The sequence below is a fragment of the Neorhizobium alkalisoli genome, from assembly GCF_007829835.1.
Lineage (GTDB): Bacteria > Pseudomonadota > Alphaproteobacteria > Rhizobiales > Rhizobiaceae > Neorhizobium.
Window position 1 is genome coordinate 46,818 of record NZ_VIWP01000006.1, and the last position, 18,288, is coordinate 65,105.

19 protein-coding genes are annotated in these 18,288 nt (G+C 60.7%); 9 read left to right on the plus strand and 10 right to left on the minus strand.

Annotated elements, in window-relative coordinates; translation table 11 throughout:
- Positions 1 to 120: 120 nt before the first annotated feature.
- Entirely contained in the window at positions 121 to 2,025 is a 1,905-nt protein-coding gene (locus FHW37_RS21940) for a bifunctional sugar phosphate isomerase/epimerase/4-hydroxyphenylpyruvate dioxygenase family protein (protein ID WP_145640268.1), read from the plus strand.
- Here the strand turns inward: FHW37_RS21940 and FHW37_RS21945 are convergent.
- Positions 2,022 to 2,696 carry a GntR family transcriptional regulator gene (locus tag FHW37_RS21945; protein WP_145640270.1) on the minus strand — a complete coding sequence of 225 codons (675 nt, stop codon included), beginning with the start codon at positions 2,694 to 2,696 and terminating at the stop codon, positions 2,022 to 2,024. The two genes, FHW37_RS21940 and FHW37_RS21945, sit on opposite strands and share 4 nt — an antisense overlap.
- Before the next feature lie 68 nt (positions 2,697 to 2,764).
- Entirely contained in the window at positions 2,765 to 3,430 is a 666-nt protein-coding gene (locus FHW37_RS21950; protein ID WP_145640272.1) for a GntR family transcriptional regulator, read from the minus strand.
- A gap of 187 nt (positions 3,431 to 3,617) precedes the next feature.
- Here FHW37_RS21950 and FHW37_RS21955 point away from each other — a divergent pair, with 187 nt between their 5' ends.
- Both FHW37_RS21955 and rocF read left to right on the plus strand, forming a co-directional pair.
- A complete protein-coding gene (locus tag FHW37_RS21955; protein WP_145640274.1) occupies positions 3,618 to 4,187 on the plus strand; it encodes an NADPH-dependent FMN reductase in 570 nt (189 codons plus the stop codon).
- Positions 4,188 to 4,293: 106 nt separating this feature from the next.
- Positions 4,294 to 5,214 carry an arginase gene (gene rocF / locus FHW37_RS21960; RefSeq protein WP_145640275.1) on the plus strand — a complete coding sequence of 307 codons (921 nt, stop codon included), beginning with the start codon at positions 4,294 to 4,296 and terminating at the stop codon, positions 5,212 to 5,214.
- A gap of 6 nt (positions 5,215 to 5,220) precedes the next feature.
- Here the strand turns inward: rocF and FHW37_RS21965 are convergent, their stop codons facing one another.
- The 7 genes from FHW37_RS21965 to FHW37_RS21995 all read right to left on the minus strand — a co-directional run bounded on the left by FHW37_RS21965 (position 5,221) and on the right by FHW37_RS21995 (position 11,320).
- A complete protein-coding gene (locus FHW37_RS21965; RefSeq protein ID WP_145640277.1) occupies positions 5,221 to 6,579 on the minus strand; it encodes an LLM class flavin-dependent oxidoreductase in 1,359 nt (452 codons plus the stop codon).
- Between the two features lie 33 nt (positions 6,580 to 6,612).
- Complete coding sequence (gene hutC, locus FHW37_RS21970; protein WP_145640278.1) at positions 6,613 to 7,356, minus strand: histidine utilization repressor; 744 nt, start codon at positions 7,354 to 7,356, stop codon at positions 6,613 to 6,615.
- A gap of 19 nt (positions 7,357 to 7,375) precedes the next feature.
- Positions 7,376 to 8,167, minus strand: coding sequence for an amino acid ABC transporter ATP-binding protein (locus tag FHW37_RS21975; protein WP_145640280.1), 792 nt, complete (start codon positions 8,165 to 8,167; stop codon positions 7,376 to 7,378).
- Positions 8,164 to 8,832 (minus strand): amino acid ABC transporter permease, encoded by a 669-nt coding sequence (locus FHW37_RS21980; RefSeq protein ID WP_145640281.1) that lies wholly within the window; start codon positions 8,830 to 8,832, stop codon positions 8,164 to 8,166. The genes FHW37_RS21975 and FHW37_RS21980 overlap by 4 nt, the downstream gene beginning before the upstream one ends.
- On the minus strand, positions 8,829 to 9,470 hold the full coding sequence (locus FHW37_RS21985; RefSeq protein WP_145640283.1) for an amino acid ABC transporter permease: 642 nt from the start codon (positions 9,468 to 9,470) through the stop codon (positions 8,829 to 8,831). Before FHW37_RS21985 ends, FHW37_RS21980 begins: the two co-directional genes overlap by 4 nt.
- 124 nt (positions 9,471 to 9,594) lie before the next feature.
- Entirely contained in the window at positions 9,595 to 10,419 is an 825-nt protein-coding gene (locus FHW37_RS21990) for a transporter substrate-binding domain-containing protein (RefSeq protein WP_145640284.1), read from the minus strand.
- Between the two features lie 187 nt (positions 10,420 to 10,606).
- Positions 10,607 to 11,320 (minus strand): GntR family transcriptional regulator, encoded by a 714-nt coding sequence (locus tag FHW37_RS21995; protein WP_145640286.1) that lies wholly within the window; start codon positions 11,318 to 11,320, stop codon positions 10,607 to 10,609.
- Between the two features lie 250 nt (positions 11,321 to 11,570).
- Between FHW37_RS21995 and FHW37_RS22000 the strand changes: the two genes are divergently transcribed.
- The 6 genes from FHW37_RS22000 (at position 11,571) to FHW37_RS22025 (ending at position 17,511) form a co-directional block, all read left to right on the plus strand.
- Positions 11,571 to 12,662 carry an ABC transporter ATP-binding protein gene (locus tag FHW37_RS22000; protein ID WP_145640287.1) on the plus strand — a complete coding sequence of 364 codons (1,092 nt, stop codon included), beginning with the start codon at positions 11,571 to 11,573 and terminating at the stop codon, positions 12,660 to 12,662.
- A gap of 37 nt (positions 12,663 to 12,699) precedes the next feature.
- A complete protein-coding gene (locus FHW37_RS22005; RefSeq protein WP_145640289.1) occupies positions 12,700 to 13,989 on the plus strand; it encodes an ABC transporter substrate-binding protein in 1,290 nt (429 codons plus the stop codon).
- 192 nt (positions 13,990 to 14,181) lie between these two features.
- Positions 14,182 to 15,081, plus strand: a complete 900-nt coding sequence (locus FHW37_RS22010) for an ABC transporter permease (protein WP_432442889.1) — start codon at positions 14,182 to 14,184, stop codon at positions 15,079 to 15,081.
- A gap of 1 nt (position 15,082) precedes the next feature.
- A complete protein-coding gene (locus FHW37_RS22015; protein ID WP_145640292.1) occupies positions 15,083 to 15,901 on the plus strand; it encodes an ABC transporter permease in 819 nt (272 codons plus the stop codon).
- A 9-nt stretch (positions 15,902 to 15,910) separates the two neighbouring features.
- A complete protein-coding gene (locus FHW37_RS22020; protein WP_145640294.1) occupies positions 15,911 to 16,657 on the plus strand; it encodes an aspartate/glutamate racemase family protein in 747 nt (248 codons plus the stop codon).
- The gene (locus FHW37_RS22025) at positions 16,654 to 17,511 is read left to right on the plus strand and encodes a GNAT family N-acetyltransferase (RefSeq protein WP_145640296.1); all 858 of its coding nucleotides are present in this window, start codon (positions 16,654 to 16,656) and stop codon (positions 17,509 to 17,511) included. Before FHW37_RS22020 ends, FHW37_RS22025 begins: the two co-directional genes overlap by 4 nt.
- On the opposite strand, the gene FHW37_RS22030 is transcribed toward FHW37_RS22025, so the two are convergent.
- Positions 17,512 to 18,288: a FadR/GntR family transcriptional regulator gene (locus FHW37_RS22030; RefSeq protein ID WP_145640298.1), complete on the minus strand. Its 777-nt coding sequence runs from the start codon at positions 18,286 to 18,288 to the stop codon at positions 17,512 to 17,514. It lies immediately after the preceding gene.

Here is an 18,288-nt window from a genome sequence, read left to right on the forward strand (position 1 = left end):
GCCAATTGAATTGAAATCCTCGTGACATTTGCCATAATGCCTTCAGGAGGAGGATGCGTCGTTGCGGGCCAGGCTGCTTGCGCCGCGTATCCGGCAATACAGCTGGAAAGGTTGGGTATCATGAAGACCTCGATTGCGACGGTAACGCTGAGCGGCGAACTGCCCGACAAGCTGGAAGCGATCGCCAAGGCGGGTTTCGACGGCGTCGAGATTTTCGAGAACGATTTTCTGGCATTTGACGGAAGCCCGTCCGATGTCGGCCGGATGGCCCGCGATCTTGGCCTGACGATCACCCTCTTTCAACCGTTTCGCGATTTCGAGGGCATGCCGGAGGGGCTGCGGAGCCGGACTTTCGACCGGGCGGAGCGAAAGTTCGACGTGATGCAGGAGCTGGGCACCGGCATGGTGCTCGTCTGCTCCAATGTCTCTCCGGCAGCGCTCGGAGGCATAGACCGGGCGGCCGCGGATTTTCGCGAGCTCGGGGAGAGGGCGGCGAAACGCGGGTTGAAGGTGGGCTATGAAGCGCTGGCCTGGGGGCGTTTCGTCAACGACCATCGCGACGCCTGGGAAATCGTCCGGCGCGCCGATCACCAGAATGTCGGGCTGATCCTCGACAGCTTTCATTCCCTGTCGCGCAAGATCGATATCAACTCGATCCGTTCCATTCCCAAGGACAAGATCTTTATCGTCCAGCTAGCCGACGCGCCGCTGATCGATATGGATCTGCTCTATTGGAGCCGGCATTTTCGAAACATGCCGGGCGAGGGCGATCTGCCGGTGACGGCTTTTACGGAAGCGATCGCCTCGACAGGGTATGACGGCTATTTTTCGCTGGAAATTTTCAACGACCAGTTTCGCGGTGGCTCGACCCAGGCGATTGCGGCCGATGGCCATCGGTCGCTGATCTATCTTGCCGATCAGGTCAGGCGGAAGGTCGAGACGCCGATCGGGATCGCCATGCCGGAACGCGCCAAGGTTAAGGGTGTCGGTTTCGTCGAATTCGCGACCAGCGAGGATGAGGCCGACGAGCTGATCGCAATTCTGCAGGCGCTCGGTTTCCGCAAGGCGGCCAAACATCGCTCCAAGAAGGTCAGCCTGTTCGAACAGGGCGAGATTCGCATACTCGTCAATGTCGATACGGCCGGTTTTGCCAATGCTGCTTATGCCGTTCATGGCACCTCGGCCTATGCGCTGGCGATTGCCGTGGACGATGCGCAGGATGCCTATAACCGGGCGCTTGCGCTGGATGCCGAGCCCTTCCGTCAGCCGGTGGCTGAAGGAGAGCTGGAATTTCCGGTCATTCGCGGTGTCGGCGGCGGGCTGATCTATCTGATCGACGACAAGAGCCAGCTTGGGCGGTTTTCAGAGATCGATTTTGAAGTCGTTGCCACGGATCCCGGTACCGATGCGGCGGATGCCGGTCTGCTGCGCATCGATCACATCGCCCAAACGGTCGCCTATGACGAGATGCTGACCTGGTTGCTGTTCTACACCTCGATCTTCGATACGCGCAAAACGCCGATGGTCGATATCATCGATCCGAGCGGCGTCGTGCGCAGCCAGGTCGTGGAAAATGAAAGCGGCGCGCTGCGGCTGACCATGAATGGTGCGGAAAACCGCCGGACGTTGGCCGGTCATTTCATCGCCGAAAAATTCGGCTCCGGCATCCAGCATCTCGCCTTTTCGACGGATGACATTTTTTCGACCGCCGCATCACTGCGCGCGAAAGGTTTTCGACCGCTGCATATCTCGCCCAATTATTACGACGATATTGAAGCCCGTTTCGGTCTCGGTGAAGACCTGACCGAACGGCTGAAGGCGGAAAACATTCTTTATGACCGGGACGAGCACGGCGAATATTTCCAGCTCTATAGCCGGACCTATGGCGAGGGCTTTTTCTTCGAGATTGTCGAACGCCGTGGTTATCGCGGTTATGGCGCGGCAAACGCCATATTCCGCATCGCCGCTCTGAAGAAGCAGATGCGGCCCGAAGGCGTGCCCAAGGATGCCGGCATCTCGCTTTAGGTGATATTGCCGCTTTTCAGCACATGCTCGACGCCGCTCTGCACATGCCGCCGGATGACGGCGCATGCGCCTTCGACATCGCGTTTCAGTGCCAGTTCGAACAGCAGCTTGTGGTCATCGACCACAGGCACGCCGCGAAAACTGCGGGCTAGCATGTGATAGCGCAGAAAGCGGTCGAAGACGGAGGAGAGGGTCTTCATCAGCGTCTCTGAATTGCAGGCGGAAACGATTGCCTGATGGAATTCCCAATCGTAACGGACCCAGTCGACGGTGCGGGATGCATCGCCGGCAAGCAGCTTTTTCTCGGCGGCCGCGAGCTTGTGGTGGGCGGAGACGATGCGCCCCTCCCATTCGAGATTGCCGGCGGCAAAGGAAAGGCTGATCGCATGGGTTTCTAGCACGCTGCGCAGATCCGCCAGTTCCTCCAGTTCCTTGCGGGAGGCGGGACTGACCTCGAAACCGCGCTGGCCTTCGGCGAGAACGAGATTTTCCGTCGTTAGCCGGCTCAGAATTTCGCGCAGCGAGGAGATGCTGATCGAATAGCGTTCCTTGGCCTGTTCGAGCTTGATCTTGGCGCCGGGGGCGAGCGCTCCGGAAATGATGTCCTGGCGGATCTGTCGGAAGACGACGTCACTGACGGTCTCGGAAGTATCAACGACAGTCTTCAGCATGGAATGTCTCGTTGTTCGCGACCGTCATCAAAACGGAGGATGAGGTGATGTTCCGAAGGAAAGCAGGTTCAGAGCAGGCCTTTGCCAAGCGCATGTTCGACGCCTCCCTGAATATGGCGCTGCAGAATCTTTTTGGCGGTGGCGCTGTCGCGCTGGAGTGCGGCTTCCAGCAGCTGCTTGTGTTCCTGTTCGGCGACGCCGCCGCGATAGGAAAGCGCTACCATCTGGTAACGCAGGTATTTGTCGAAGACCGACGAATGGGTTTCCATCAGAAGGCGCGATCCGCAGGCGGCGATCAGGGCCTGATGGAATTCCCAGTCATAGCGTTTCCAGTCTTCCGCATGGCTGGTATCGCCGGAAGCCATCGCCTCTTCCATGCGGGCCAGCTTGTAATGGGCGGAAACCAGCTTTGCTTCCCATTCGACATCGCCCTGCTCGAAGGATTGTTCGAGCGCGTGTTCTTCGAGAAGCAGGCGCAGGGCGGCGATCTCTTTCAGGTCGGTGACCGAGATCGGCGTCACCACGAAACCCTTCTGGCCTTCGGCGACCACAAGGCCTTCCGAAGTCAGGCGGTTGAGGATTTCCCGCAGCGTGCTGACGCTGGTGTCATAGGCGCCTTTGAGGTTTTCCAGTTTCAGCTTCTGACCCGGCAGGAGGCGACCGAACAGGATATCGGCACGAATCTGTCGATAGCCGCTTTCGGCGACAGTTTCGTCTGATATTTCGCGCCGCACGGCATGTCTCCGATATTTCTGGTTTCGTCATATATATGCGTGCGCGCCTTGAAAATGCAATCACGCCGATATCGTCCTACAGGATCGCCGTGTCGCGAAACACATCGGAACGGTTGCTTTTCATCGCCGGCTTTTCGTGTGAAGACTGCCGCTGCAACCAAAGACAGCCTTGCAACAGGAGATGTTTATGTCGCTGAAGCTCAATATCATCATCGGCAGCACCAGGCCCGGCCGCGCCGGCCCGACGATCGGCAAATGGGTCGACGAGGTGGCGAAGGAGCAGGGTGCGTTCGAGGTGGAGCTGGTCGATCTCGCCGATTTCCGCCTGCCGCTGCTGGACGAAGCGGCGCATCCGCGCGCAAGGCAATATCAGCACGAACATACGAAGAAGTGGAGCGAGAGCGTCGCTGACGCCGACGCCTATGTCTTCGTTACACCCGAATACGATTATTTCCCGCCGGCCTCGCTGGTGAATGCCCTGCAGTGCCTTTCGGCAGAATGGGAGCACAAGGTCGCGGCCGTCGTCAGCTATGGCGGCATTTCGGGTGGCCTGCGGTCGAGCCAGGAGCTGCGCCAGCTGATCGGCAATCTCAACATGATGGCGATCCCGCAATCCGTGCCGCTCGTGTTTTATGCCAAGTCGATCAATGACGATCAGGTGTTTGCGCCGGCCGAACAGTCGGTCGAAGGACTGAAGTCGGTCTTGAGCGAATTGCAGAAATGGGCCGCCGCATTGCAGCCGATGCGGGCGAAATAAGCTTCGGCTTTCGCATCATCCGGTCGATGTGATAGCAGTCCGGCCAAGGCGGCTTCCTCAAGCGAAGCCGCCCCCTTGTTCTCAGATCAACGCGAAGGCGTCCGGCATGTTTTGCAAACTCATCGGTGTTCCCCTCCAGGATGGCGCATCGCAGCTCGGCTGCGAAATGGGTCCGAGCGCCTTGCGCGTTGCTGGCCTGCAATCGGCGCTGACGGAGCTTGGACATCAGGTCAGCGATCTCGGCAATGTCGTTCTGCCGCCCGTCTCTGACATCACGCATCCGAATGCCGCAGTGCGCCGCCTGCCGGAAATCGTCGCCTGGACGGAGCTTCTGACCGCAACGGCCTATCGCGAAAGTGCGGAAGGCATGCCGATCTTTCTCGGTGGCGACCATGCCATGTCGGCCGGCATCGTCGCCGGCCTTGCCCGCAAGGCTGCGGAAAAGCAGAAGCCGCTCTTTGTTCTGTGGCTCGATGCCCATACGGATTTCCACACGCTGGAAACGACCGATAGCGGCAATCTGCACGGCGTCCCGGTCGCCTATTTCACCGGCCGGCCCGGTTTCAAGGGCTATTTCCCCGAGCTCACCCATGCCGTCGATCCGGCCAATGTCTGCATGATCGGTATCCGCAGCGTCGATCCGCAGGAGCGGGCGGCGCTGAAGGAGAGCGAGATCATCGTCAACGACATGCGCGCCATCGACGAAAACGGCGTCGGCGCAGTGCTGCGCCCCTTCATAGAGACGGTCGAGGCGGCCGGTGGCCTCCTGCATGTCAGCCTCGATGTCGATTTTCTCGAGCCGGCCGTGGCGCCGGCCGTCGGCACGACGGTGCCGGGCGGTGCGACATTCCGTGAGGCGCATCTCGTCATGGAAATGCTGCATGACAGCGGTCTCGTCACCAGCCTCGATCTCGTCGAGCTCAACCCGTTCCTTGACGAGCGCGGTCGCACGGCGACGCTGCTGGTCGACCTTGCGGCAAGCCTGATGGGCCGCAAGGTTCTGGACCGGCCGACGCGGCGCTACTGATTTCGCTTATTTGCCATCCTGCTGGCGGGCCGCCGCATAACGGTTCGCCGGCATGGAAAGGCCGAGGTTTTTGCGCAGGGTGCTGCCCTCGTATTCCTCACGGAACAGGCCGCGGCGGCGCAGTTCCGGCACGACGAGCTGTGTAAAATCGGTGAGGCTTGACGGCAGGGTCGGGAACATCAGGATAAAGCCGTCGGCAGCGCGGGCTTCGAACCATTCTTCCATGAAATCGGCGATTTCGGTCGGCGTGCCGGTCATGCCATTGCCGGTGCTCTTTTCCGCGTAATGGCGGATCAGGTGGCCGAGTGTGTGGCCCTGCTTGATGAAATCGGTCAGTTCCTCGAACAGCGCCTTCGATCCCTTCGGTTCGGCCGGCAGGCGTTCCATCGGAAAAGGCTTGTCCAGTTCGGCGCCGGAAAGATCCGTTTCCAGGAATTCGCCGAGCATCCAGCGGCCGACATCGGGATGCAGGTTGTCGATCAGGAAATCGACCTTGGCCTGGGCTTCCGCCTTCGTTTCCCCGACATTGACGACGATGCCCGGCATCATCTTCAGGTCGTCGGGGCTGCGGCTGTATTTCGGCATGCGGTCCTTGACGTTGCGGTAGAAGGCACCGTTGCGCTCGATGCTGGAGGCAAGGCTGAAGACGATTTCGGCGGTGCGGGCGGCAAGCTCCATCCCGGCTTCCGATCCGCCGGCCTGGGCGATCACCGGCCGGCCCTGCGGCGAGGCTGCGATATTCAGCGGCCCGCGCACCTGAAAGTGTTTGCCCTTGTGGTTGAGGACATGCAGCTTGTTCTTGTCGTAATAGACGCCGCTTTCCCGGTCGAGCAGCAGCGCATCCGGCTCGAAACTGTCCCAGAGGCCGAAGACGACATCGACGAATTCCGCGCCGCGCTCATAGCGCAGGGCATGCGGATCAAGCCCTTCACGGTTGAAATTGTAGCCCGTCTCGTCATGGTCAGAGGTAACCACGTTCCAGCAGGTGCGGCCACCGCTCAGATGGTCGATCGAGGCGAAGATGCGGGCGAGGTTGAAGGGCTCGTAATAGCTGGTCGAGGCGGTGGCGACGAAACCGAGCTTTTCGGTGAGGGTCGCGAGTGCGGTGATCAGCGTCAGCGGCTCGAAGCGATTCATCTTGGTCGGCGAGCGCGACAGGGCTTCGGCATCGCCGACGGCTGCGGCCGGTGAATCGGCCACGAACATGAAGTCGAGTTTCGCCTGTTCGGAAATGCGGGCGACATTCAGGAGATGATCGATCTTGTTGGCGCCGTTCACATCCGCTGCCGGATGCAGCCAGCTCGCCGGGTTGAAGCCGAAGGTATAAACGAATGTGCCGAGTTTCAGTTTGTCGCTGCGGGCCATCGGACTTTATCTCTCCTATGCTTGTTATTACGGCTATTGAGCTTGGGCTGGCGTAAAGCGCGCCGTCAGGATGTGGCTTTCGCCGGGATAGGTCAGGCGGACACGCGTCACCGATTTTTCTAGCCGCCAGGTCTGGCGCTCGACGACCATGACCGGCGCGCCGGGGACAAGACCGAGATGGCGGGCTGCCAGATCATCGGCGCCGCGGGCGGCAATCGTGTGTTCGGCGGCGCTCCAGGGGACATGGTCGAGCAGCCAGGGGCCGGGGGAGAGCGTCTTGAACTCTTCCTCGGCAGCTTCGGGCACGGTCGAAAGATTGATGAGGCGCTGTTCGAGGCAGAACGGTTTGCCACCGGCGAAATGCAGGCAGGTGATGTCGGCGATCTTCTGGCGGGCGTCGATATCCATCAGGCGTCTCTCGGCCTTGTCGGCTTCGCGCAGGCTGCGGCTCAGGATCTCGTAGCGATAGCCGCGGCGCAGCGCCTTTACCTCTTCGCGAATGTCGTAGATTTCGAGGATGGCACTCTGCGCTCTCTGGGGCAGGACGACGCTGCCAACGCGGCGGCGGCGCTGCACGAGGCCGGCCTGAGCGAGTTGGGTCAAAACCTTGTTCACCGTCATGCGCGAGCAGGCGTAATCTTCCGCCAGCTGCTGTTCGGACGGCACTTTGTGGCCGGGCGGCCAGCGCCCGGTCAGAATGTTCTGTTCGATATCGCCGAGAATGCGCTGATGCAGCGAAAGCGTCGGGACGATATCCTGGCTCTCCTCCGTCGCCATGGCCTCCCTCGTTTCCATGTCAGACAAGCATGCTCGCGCCGCGATCGAGATAGGTATCGAGGAACTGGTCGAGACGCGGGTGTCGAGGTTTTGCAAAAATCTCGGTCGGCGGACCGGAGAAAAGCAGGCGGCCGTGATCGAGGAAGCTGATCTGCTGGCCGACCGTTGCGGCAAAACCGATCTCGTGGGTGACGACGACCATGGTCATGCCTTCGGCTGCCAGATCGCGCATGACGTTCAGCACTTCGCCGGTCAGTTCCGGATCGAGCGCCGAGGTCGGCTCATCGAACAGCATGATTTTCGGCTCAAGCGCCAAGGCACGGGCGATCGCCACACGCTGCTGCTGGCCGCCGGAAAGCTGCGACGGATAATGGTTGGCGCGGTTTTCGAGTCCGACCTTGCGCAGCTGGGCCATGGCCCTTTCTTCGGCTTCCGCCTTCGGAACCTTATGCACTGTCTTCAGAGCCTCGCTGACATTGCCGAGCGCCGTCATGTGCGGCCACAGATTGAACTGCTGGAAAACCATGCCGGTCTGGGCGCGGACAGTGCGGATCTGGGCTGCCGGCAGGCGTTCGCGCTTGCCGTCCGGTGTCTGGAAGAAGCCGAGTGCTTCGCCATTGATGGTGATCATGCCGCTGGTCGCTTCCTCCAGGAAGGCGAGGCAGCGCAGCAGCGTGCTCTTACCCGAGCCGGAGGGGCCGATCAGGCAGGAAACTTTCCCTTGCGGGAATTCAAGATTGATATCCTGCAGCACGGTTGTTTCACCGAACCGCTTGACCAGATCTTTGACGGCGATGGCGGGAAGACTCATGCTTTTGAAAACCTCAATCGGGCAAGGCGGTGTTCGGCGAGACGGCCAAGCCGGTCAGTTGCCTCCACAAGAACCCAGTATATCACCGCCAGCAGGAAGATCGCTTCCAGGAAGGCATATTGCTGGGAACCGATGGCGCTGACGGTGGCGGTAAGTTCGGGAACGGTGATGATCGAAAGGACGGCCGATTCCTTCAGGAGGATGACCGACAGGTTGACGGCCGGCGGCAGCACGATCAGCGCCATTTCCGGGATCTGGATGCGGCGGATGATCTGCATGCGCGTCAGGCCGAGGCATTCGGCCGCCTCGACATGGCCGGGCGGCACGGCGGCGAAACCGGCGCGAAAAATCTCGCTGTAATAGGCGGCGCTGTAGACGGTGAGGCCGATCAGGCCGCAGGGTGTGGGATCGAGCATCAGGCCGACGAACGGGCCGCCGTAATAGAGGAGAAAGATCTGGATCAGGAAGGGCGTGCCGCGCAGCACCTCGACCACGAAGCCGAGCGGCAGGTTAACCGCCGGCCCGCAGAAGCGGCGCAGGGTGGCCACGACGAAGCCAAGCGCCACACCGCCGATCATGCCGGCTGCCCAGAGAATGATGGTGACGAAAAGGCCGCTGCCGATCTCGGGCAGTTTTTCGATGATGACCTGGGGATCGAACATCATGCCGATGTCCCCGCCAGCGACTTTTCGGCATAGCGGCCGAGCATTGCGATAACCCAGTTGATGACGAGATAGATCAGCCCGGCGGACAAGAAGATCGGGATCGGCAGATAGGTGCTGGATGCGAGATCCTGCGCCATCTTGGTAATCTCGATAATGCCGACGACCGAAACCAGCGACGAGGATTTGAGGATCATGATCGCTTCGTTGACCAGCGCCGGCAAAGTCAGTCTCAGCGCGATCGGAACACGGATGCGAAAGAATGTCTGGGTCGGGTTGAGGCCCGTCACTTCGGCCGCTTCGATCAGGCCTTTCGGTACGCTTTCAAAACCGCCGCGCATGTTTTCCGCCTGATAGGCGGCCGTGCAAAGCGACAGGCCGATGATCGCGGCAACGACGCTCGGGACATTGATGCCGATGACCGGTAGCAGCGTATAGATCAGAAGCAGCTGCACCAGCAGCGGTACGCCGCGGAAGAAGCTGATGAACAGCTGCGTCGGCGCAACATAGATCGCCTTTCCGGACAGGCGCGCCGCGGAAAGCAGGATGGCGATGACGAAGCCGATCGCGATCGACACCAGACTGATGCCGACGGTCGAAATCGCCGCCTGAAGGAGAAGCGTGAAAAGTTTCAGCGTCATCGGTCGTTGCTTCCGTCACCACAGATGCAGCGCGCATTGGGGCAAACCTGGGGGCAAACAGAAATGGCGATCATCGGGTGGAATGCGCCAAGCGCATTCCACCCTTTGGATGTCGTCCGGATGCTTAGAATGCCGGGTCGTTGACTTCATCCGGCGTGTCGAACGTGGTGCCGAACCACTTTTCCTGCATCTTGCCGAGACGGCCGTCCTTCTTCATCTTCAGGACTTCCGCATTGACGTATTCAACGAGCGTCGCACTATCGGCGTCCTTCTTGCCGATGAAGCCGAAATAGGCCTTCTTGCCGAAGGCGGGCGTGACGACTTCGAAGGCACCGTTGCGCTGCTTGGCAACGAAGGCGATGTTCGGCAGCGAGTTGGCGACGGCGACGATACGGCCGGCTGCGAGGTCGGCATAGGCATCGTTGAAGGAGACGTATTCGCGGGCATCGACCTTCTTCGGCAGGGTTGCCGAATATTCCTGCAGCTGCGCGAGCTGGGCGGTCGCCTTGCCGGCGCCGACAGCCTTGCCGGCAATGTCTTCCGGCTTGGTGATGGTCTTGTCGCCGGCCTTCTTGAGGATCGCGACCGTTGCTTCGGCGATCGGCGCGGTCATCTTGAAGCGCTCAAGGCGCGCCTTGGTGATGGTGGCCGGGCCAGCGACGAAATCGAACTTGCCGGCTTCAAGTGCCGGGAAGACGCCGTCCCAGGGAAGGGCGACCCATTCGACCTTGACGCCGAGATCCTTGCCGAGCTCGGCGAAGAAATCGACATTGAGGCCGACATGCTCACCTGCATCGATGAAATCGAAGGGAGCGAAGGCGGTTTCGGTGCCGACCTTGATGACACCGGCTTCCTTGATCTTGGAAAGCGCATCGGCATGCGCGGACAGGGCGGTGCTGATGAGAAGAGCTGCGCCGAGGGCGGCCTTCACGAGATGTTTCTTGAGCATTTGCTGATTTCTCCGCATTATTGGCGAGGTTCCGCCGGATAGCTGTTCCCTTTTTGCGCCGGCTCTTCCAGGTTGACCCCGGTTCGCCATTGCAATTGACTATACAAATAGACAGAGCTTTTTTGCGAGAGTCAACGCGCTTTTGCAGTGCGGGATGAGGCCGGAAAAAGCGACCCTCATTCGCGGCTCAGGCGAGCGTCAATGCATCCTTCAACCCGAGGCCCTGCTTGATCTGGAGATCGAGATCGGCCTCGATATGGTCGATATGGTGCAGCATCAGGGCGGCAGCCCGTTCGCCATCGCCGGCCTGCAGTGCGTCGAGAATGGCGAAATGTTCGCTATGGCCGCAGCTCGAAACGCCGGTGCGTCCGTATAGGGCGATCACCAGCGAAGAGCGCGCCACAAGCTCGTCCATGAAGCGCTGCAGGATGACGTTGCCGGCGACGGAAGCGAGCATGAGATGGAAATCGCCGGACGCCTTGATCTCGGCGCGGCGCGCGGCAGGGCCGCGCTCGTTCATGTAGCTTTCTTCTTCCTGCAGCTGTCGGCGGAATTCTTCGATATCGGCATCGGTAATGCGTTCGACGGCGGCAGCAATGATGCCGGGTTCGATCAGCCGGCGGGAGGCGAAGATCTGTCTGGCTTCTTCCGGCGTCGGGTTGGAGACGAAGGCGCCGCGATTGCGTTCGGTTTTCACCAGGCCTTCGAAGGTCAGCATCTGCAGGGCGGCGCGGGCGACGGTACGGCTGACATCGAACAGCGCGCCGACTTCGTTTTCGGAAAGTTTCGTGCCGGGCGCCAGCCTCCGGTCGATGATGGCATTGCGCAATGCTTCGCGGATCGCCAGTGACCTGTCTTCCGGTGTGGTCTCGCCTGCAGTGATTTTTTCGCTAATATTCATGGCTGTTTCCCGGGCGATTTCCCGTCGCACAAGTTCTACCGCGAGTCAGGGCAGATTGCCAACCGGGTTGTTTTCCATCCACTGCCAAGATTGCATACGATTTGCACATCGGATCGAAAACGATCGCACGATTTTTGCGCAACTCGGGTGGCTGAAAAATAGCCGCTTCAATAAAACCTATTCAGATCATAGGTTTGATTGAACTGGCACGGCGGATGCATCTCCCTTTTCAGACGCAAGGGAGCGCCGCATGAGCAAAGCCGCCGAAATCGACATCGCATCCGTCTCGAAGATCTACGGAACGACCACGGCTGTCCATGCCATCAGCCTGAAGATACCGGCCGGTACCTATTGCTGCCTGCTCGGACCTTCCGGCTGCGGCAAGACTTCGACGCTGCGGATGATCGCCGGTCACGAGAGTATTTCGTCGGGTGACGTGCGGCTTGGCAATACCGTCGTCACCGACCTGCCGCCCGCAAGGCGCGGCACGGCGATGATGTTCCAGTCCTATGCGCTGTTTCCGCATCTCGACTTGATCGACAATGTTGCCTTCAGCCTGAAGATGAAGGGTGTCGAGAAGGATGCCCGGCGCGCCAAGGCGCTCGAAATGCTGAAGCTGATGCAGCTCGAAGCCTATGCAACCCGCCGCCCGGCGCAGCTTTCCGGCGGCCAGCAGCAGCGTGTGGCGCTTGCCCGCGCGCTGATCACCGATCCGGAAGCGCTTCTGCTCGACGAGCCGCTTTCGGCGCTCGATCCATTCCTGAAAATCCGCATGCGGGCGGAGCTGAAGAAGCTGCAGACCTCGCTCGGTATCACCTTCGTGCATGTGACGCATAGCCAGGAAGAGGCTATGGCGCTGGCCGATATCATCGTCATCATGAACGATGGCCGGATCGAGCAGGCCGCGCATCCGCGTGTCGTCTTCGAGCGGCCGGCGACCGCCTTCGTTGCCCGGTTCATGGGCGACCACAATGTCATTTCCGGCCGCGTCATCAGCCATCAGGGCAATCGCCTGAAACTGTCGGTTCCGGCGGGCGGCGATTTTCTGGCGACCGATGTCGGGGCCGCGGGCCTGAGCGACACGGCCGATATTGCCATTCGCACCGACCATGTGCGGATCGGCGCGCCTTCGGAAGAGGGCCTCGGTTTCACCGGTTCCGTCTCCAACGTCGAATATCGCGGGTCGTCCGTAAAACTCACCGTCAACGGTGCCGGCGTCGAGGATTTTACCGCGATCCTCAGCGACACCGAGTTTTTCGCAAATCCCGTCAAGGTCGGCGAGGCGATCCCGCTGTCCTGGGGGCCGGAGGACGCCATCGTCCTCGGCCGGCTGACACACTGATCAACTTTCAAAAAAACCAACCAGAGGAGAACTGAACATGACTGAGACCAAGAAGGCAGCAAAGGGCATTTCGCGCCGCTCGCTGCTGAAGACCGCTTCCGCAGCTGCCGGTCTCGCCGCCGGCTCGGGCGTCATCACCGGCTTCCCGACCATCTGGGCGCAGAACCCGATCACCATCCGCCAGTTCGGCACCGGTGTTTCGAACCTCAATGCGATTGCCGAGAAGTGCAAGGCCGACCTTGGCATCACGCTCGAAATGACCGCAACCGACTCGGATGCCGCCGCCCAGCGCGCCGTCACCCAGCCGAATTCCTATGACATCGCCGATATCGAATACTGGATCCTGAAAAAGGTCTACCCGGCCGGCGTCATCCAGCCGATGGACGTCAAGAAGCTGAAATATTACGACAAGGTCGTGCCGCTCTTCAAGAACGGCAAGCTGAAGCCGGACAGCGTTATCGCGCAGGGTACCGCGCCACACACGGTCGGCTTCGTCGAAAAGCCGGGCGACAAGAAGTTCGCCAAGGGCGAGACCCAGTATTTCACCATGATGCCGACGATCTACAATGCCGATACACTCGGCATCCGTCCGGACCTCGTCGGCCGCGAGATCTCGACCTGGGCCGACATCATGGACCCGAAATTCAAGGGCAAGACCTCGATCCTCAACATCCCGTCGATCGGCATCATGGATGCCGCGATGATCATGGAAGCCATGGGCAATATCAAATATGCCGACAAGGGCAACATGACCAAGGAAGAGATCGACAAGACGATCGACTTCCTGATCAAGGCCAAGCAGGGCGGCCAGTTCCGCGCCTTCTGGAAGTCCTTCGACGAGTCGGTCAACCTGATGGCATCGGGCGAAGTCATCATCCAGTCCATGTGGTCGCCGGCCGTCGCCGCCGTCCGCTCCAAGGGCATCGCCTGCAAATACCAGCCGCTCAAGGAAGGCTATCGCTCGTGGGGCGGCGGTCTTGGCCTTGCCTCGCATCTCTCGGGTGCCAAGCTCGACGCAGCCTATGAATATATCAACTGGTACACGTCCGGCTGGGTCGGCGCCTACCTCAACCGCCAGGGTTACTATTCGGCCGCCATGGACACCGCCAAGGGCTTCATGACCGAGGACGAATGGGGCTACTGGATCGAAGGCAAGGCCGCCAAGGGCGATATCGTTGCTCCGGACGGCAAGGTCATGGAAAAGGCCGGCGCAGTCCGCGACGGCGGCTCGTTCGAAGAGCGCATGGGCCATGTGGCATGCTGGAACTCCGTCATGGACGAAGACCGCTACATGGTTCGCCGCTGGAACGAGTTCATCGCGGCTTAATTCTCCGCGATCGGAGATTGCCCCTCACCCTAGCCCTCTCCCCGCGCGCGGGGAGAGGGGACGTGCCCCGATCGAGGGCAGGGTGGGTGCCACAAATTTCCTTCTCCCCGCTTGCGGGGAGAAGGTGCCCGGCAGGGCGGATGAGGGGCCGGCTCAAGCGAGCCCCAAACAGGGAGCGACTGAATGGCGACGATGACATCCTCCGAGACGGACAAGATCGAAAGCCCGAAAAAGGCCTTTCGCCTGTCGCCGGCTGCGATTTCCTATCTTCAGGCGACGCCGCTGACGGTCATCCTCGGCGCGTTTCTTCTCCTGCCGATCGCCATGATCGCGGTGGTCAGCTTCTGGGATTACGACTTTGCCCAGATGTATCCCGATTTCCTGACGATGAACTATGCCGAAACGCTCGGCTCCTGGGTCACCTGGAAGACCTATCTCAACACGCTGAAATTCGCCGTCATCGTCTGGGCGATCACCGTGTTCATCGGTTTCTGGGTCGCCTATTTTCTCGCGTTCCACATCCGTACCACCGCCATGCAGATGGTGCTTTTCCTCGTCTGCACCGTGCCGTTCCTCACCTCGAACATCATCCGCATGATTTCCTGGATCCCGGTTCTCGGCCGCAACGGCATCATCAATTCGGGACTGATCCATTCCGGTATCATATCCGAGCCGGTGGAATGGCTGCTCTATTCCGATTTCGCCGTCGTGCTTGCCATGGTGCATCTCTATACGCTGTTCATGGTGACGCCGATCTTCAACACGCTGATGCGTATCGACAAATCGCTGGTCGAGGCGGCGCGTGATGCCGGTGCATCGAGTGTGCAGATCCTGACCAATGTCATCATCCCGCTGGCGAAACCTGGCATCGCGATCGGCACGATCTTTGTCGTCACCCTCGTCATGGCGGATTTTTCGACCGTGCAGGTCATGTCCGGTGGGCAGAGCGCCTCGGTGGCGCTGATGATGAAGAACCAGATGTCGCTGCTGCAATATCCGGCCGCTGCGGCCAACGCCGTCGTGCTGCTCGTTCTCGTTCTCCTGATGGTCGCGGGCATCCTGCGCATCGTCGATATTCGCAAGGAGCTTTGAGATGCACAGGGAAAAACGTTCTCGCGAGTTCTACATTCTGGCGATCTTCTTTGCAGTCTTTGTCCTTTTCCTCTACGGGCCACTTTCGGCGATCCTGATCCTCTCCTTCCAGGGGCCGAATGGCGGTCTCACCTTCCCGCTCAACGGCGTGTCGCTGCGCTGGTTCGCCAATTTGTTCGAGACACAGGCGGTCGGTGATTTCGGCGGCTCGTTCCGGCGGTCGGCGATGCTTGGCATCATGGTGATGATCGTCACCGTTCTGGTTTCCCTGCTGGCGGGCCTTGCCTTCCGGCGCCGTTTCATCGGTGCGACGGCCCTGTTTTATCTGGCCGTCGCCAGCCTCGTCGTGCCCTCGATCATCATCTCGCTCGGCATTGGCGTCGTCTTCCAGCAGATCGGCCTGCAGCCGTCCTGGTATTCTTCGGCTTTTGGCGCGCATCTGACTTGGACGCTGCCCTTCGGCGTGCTGATCATGTTTGCTGTCTTCAACCGCTTTTCGCCGGCCTACGAGGAAGCCGCGCGCGATCTCGGCGCAAGCTCGTGGCAGACCTTTGCCCATGTCGTGCTGCCGATGATCGCGCCGAGCCTGATCGGCGTCGGCCTGTTCGGCTTCACGCTCTCCTATGACGAATTCGCCCGCACGCTGATGACGGCCGGCTCGTTCAACACGCTGCCGCTCGAAATCTATGGCATGACGACGAATGTCACGACGCCGGTGCTTTATGCGCTCGGCACCGTCACGACGGTCTTTTCCTTCCTCGTCATCGCCGGCACGCTCGGCCTCATCGTTCATCTCAACCGCCGCCGGCTGCGGTCCTGAGGCTTTTTTATGCGCATATTGCTCGTTAATCCCAACACGACCGCGACGATGACGGCGACGGCCGCCGACTCTGCAAGGCGGGTCGCCAATGCAGGCACGGAAATCGTCGCCGTTACATCCTCGATGGGCCCGGTTTCGATCGAGGGCTATTATGACGAGGCATTTGCCGTGCCTGGCATGCTGATCGAAATCGCTAAGGGAGAGAAGGAAGGCGCTGAGGCGGCAATCATCGCCTGTTTCGACGATACCGGGCTCGATGCGGCGCGGGCGCTCGCGGATATTCCCGTGATCGGTATCTGCGAGGCGGCTGTCGCCGCAACCGCCTTCATCGCCCAGCGCTTTACGATCGTGACGACGATGGAGCGCTCGCGGTTGCCGCTCGAACATCTGGTCCATCGTTACGGCATGTCCGGACGCTGCAAGGTGCGGGCTGCCGACATTCCGGTTCTGTCGTTGGAGGATCCGGCCTCGAATGCCCGCGAGCGGCTGCGGGCAGAGATCACTCTTGCGCTGAAGGAAGACAAGGCCGAGGCGATCGTGCTCGGTTGTGCCGGCATGGCGGATCTGACGGCCGAGCTTCGCGCCGAGTTCGGCGTGCCTGTCGTCGATGGCGTGGCGGCGGCGGTGAAACAGGCGGAAGCGCTGGTGGCGCTTGGTCTCTCGACCGCCAAACAGGGCGCCTATGCGACGCCGGTGACAAAACCCTACAAGGGTCTGCTGGAAAAATTTGCACCGCAGGAGCTCAAGGCGTCGTGACTGCGCAACCGGTCATTCGCCCTCTGTCGCTTGATGAGGTGGGTCAGCTGATTGATTGGGCAGCCGGAGAAGGCTGGAATCCCGGCCTTGATGATGCAGCTGCATTTCATGCGGCGGATCCGGATGGCTTTATCGGCTGTTTTGTCGATGGGCGCCTCGCAGCCGGCATATCCGCCGTCCGCTACGGTGCTGACTTCGGCTTCATCGGCCTCTATATCGCCCATCCCGATTTTCGCAGCCGCGGTTTTGGTCGACTTGCCTGGGATGCCGGCATGGCGCATCTCGATGGCCGCACGATCGGGCTCGACGGCGTGCCGGAGCAGCAGGCGAATTATCGCAGCATGGGTTTTGTCGCGGCCTACCGGACGATCCGCTGGAGCGGCAGGATTACCGATGACGCGATGGCTTTCGGGCAGGTGGAGGCATTTGCCGATATCCATTCCGCCGAGGATTTTGAGGCTGATATCGTCGCCTATGACAGGACTGTTTTCCCGGCTGACCGCGCTGCTTTCCTGAGTGTCTGGCTGGAGCCGCCACGGATCACGCGGGTCGTGGCACCCGGCGGCGGGATAGCCGGTTATGCCGTCTGCCGGAAATGCCGGGAAGGCTACAAGATCGGCCCGCTTTTCGCGGATGGTTTTGACGAGGCGATGCAGCTTCTCAAGGCCTGCGCCGCCGAAGCGGACGGCGAGACGCTTCATATCGATGTGCCGGAAAGCCAGACCGCTTTCAGCGCGGCGCTTGAGGCCCTCGGGTTCTCGCAGGGTTTTGTAACGGCGCGGATGTATCGCGGAGCCGCTCCGGAAATGCCTATGAGCCGGGTGTTCGGTGTTACGACATTGGAGCTTGGCTGATCAGGTCGTGACCAGCGGCGTCACTTCGCCATCAGCCGGCTGGCCGGTTGCCTCGATCGAATTGCGGATGCGGATCTTTCCAAGTTCGATGACGTGCCGCATCGCCTTGGTCGCCTTCTGCGGATCGCGCGAGGCGATGGCGTGGGCGATACGCAGGTGATTGGTCGCGACTTCGTCGATCGTTTCCGGTGAGGAGGCCGGTGACGAAAGCTGGAATGATATGGCGAGTGCCGCCTCGATCAGGGCGCTTGCCGAACGCATGAACGGGTTGCCGGACATGCGGGCGATCGCGAGGTGGAATTCGAGGTCGACCTTGGCGATCGTTTCCGGCGTGTGGTTGATATCGTCGAATTTCGCGGCGATAGCGTAGAGCGAGACGAAATCGTCGCTGCTGGCGCGAAGGGCGGCCGCTGCTGCGGCGGCCGGTTCCAGCGCCATACGCATTTCGGCCAGATGTTCGATGAATTCGTAATCGAGGCCGGCCTCGAAGCGCCAGCCGAGCACGTCCGAATCAAAGAAATTCCAGCCGGCCTTTTCGAGCACGCGGGTGCCGACCTTGGCCTTGGCTTCGACGAGGCGTTTTGCGGCCAACGTCTTCATCGCCTCGCGCAGCACGGTGCGCGACACGCCGAAACGGGCGGAAAGCTCCGTATCGCCGGGCAGGAGCGAACCTTCCGGGATCTTGCCGGAAACAATCCCGCGACCCAGTTCCGCGACCACATGGGCGTGGTTGCTGCGGCGCTTGCGGCCGTTGATCGTTGTTTCCAACAGACCCAA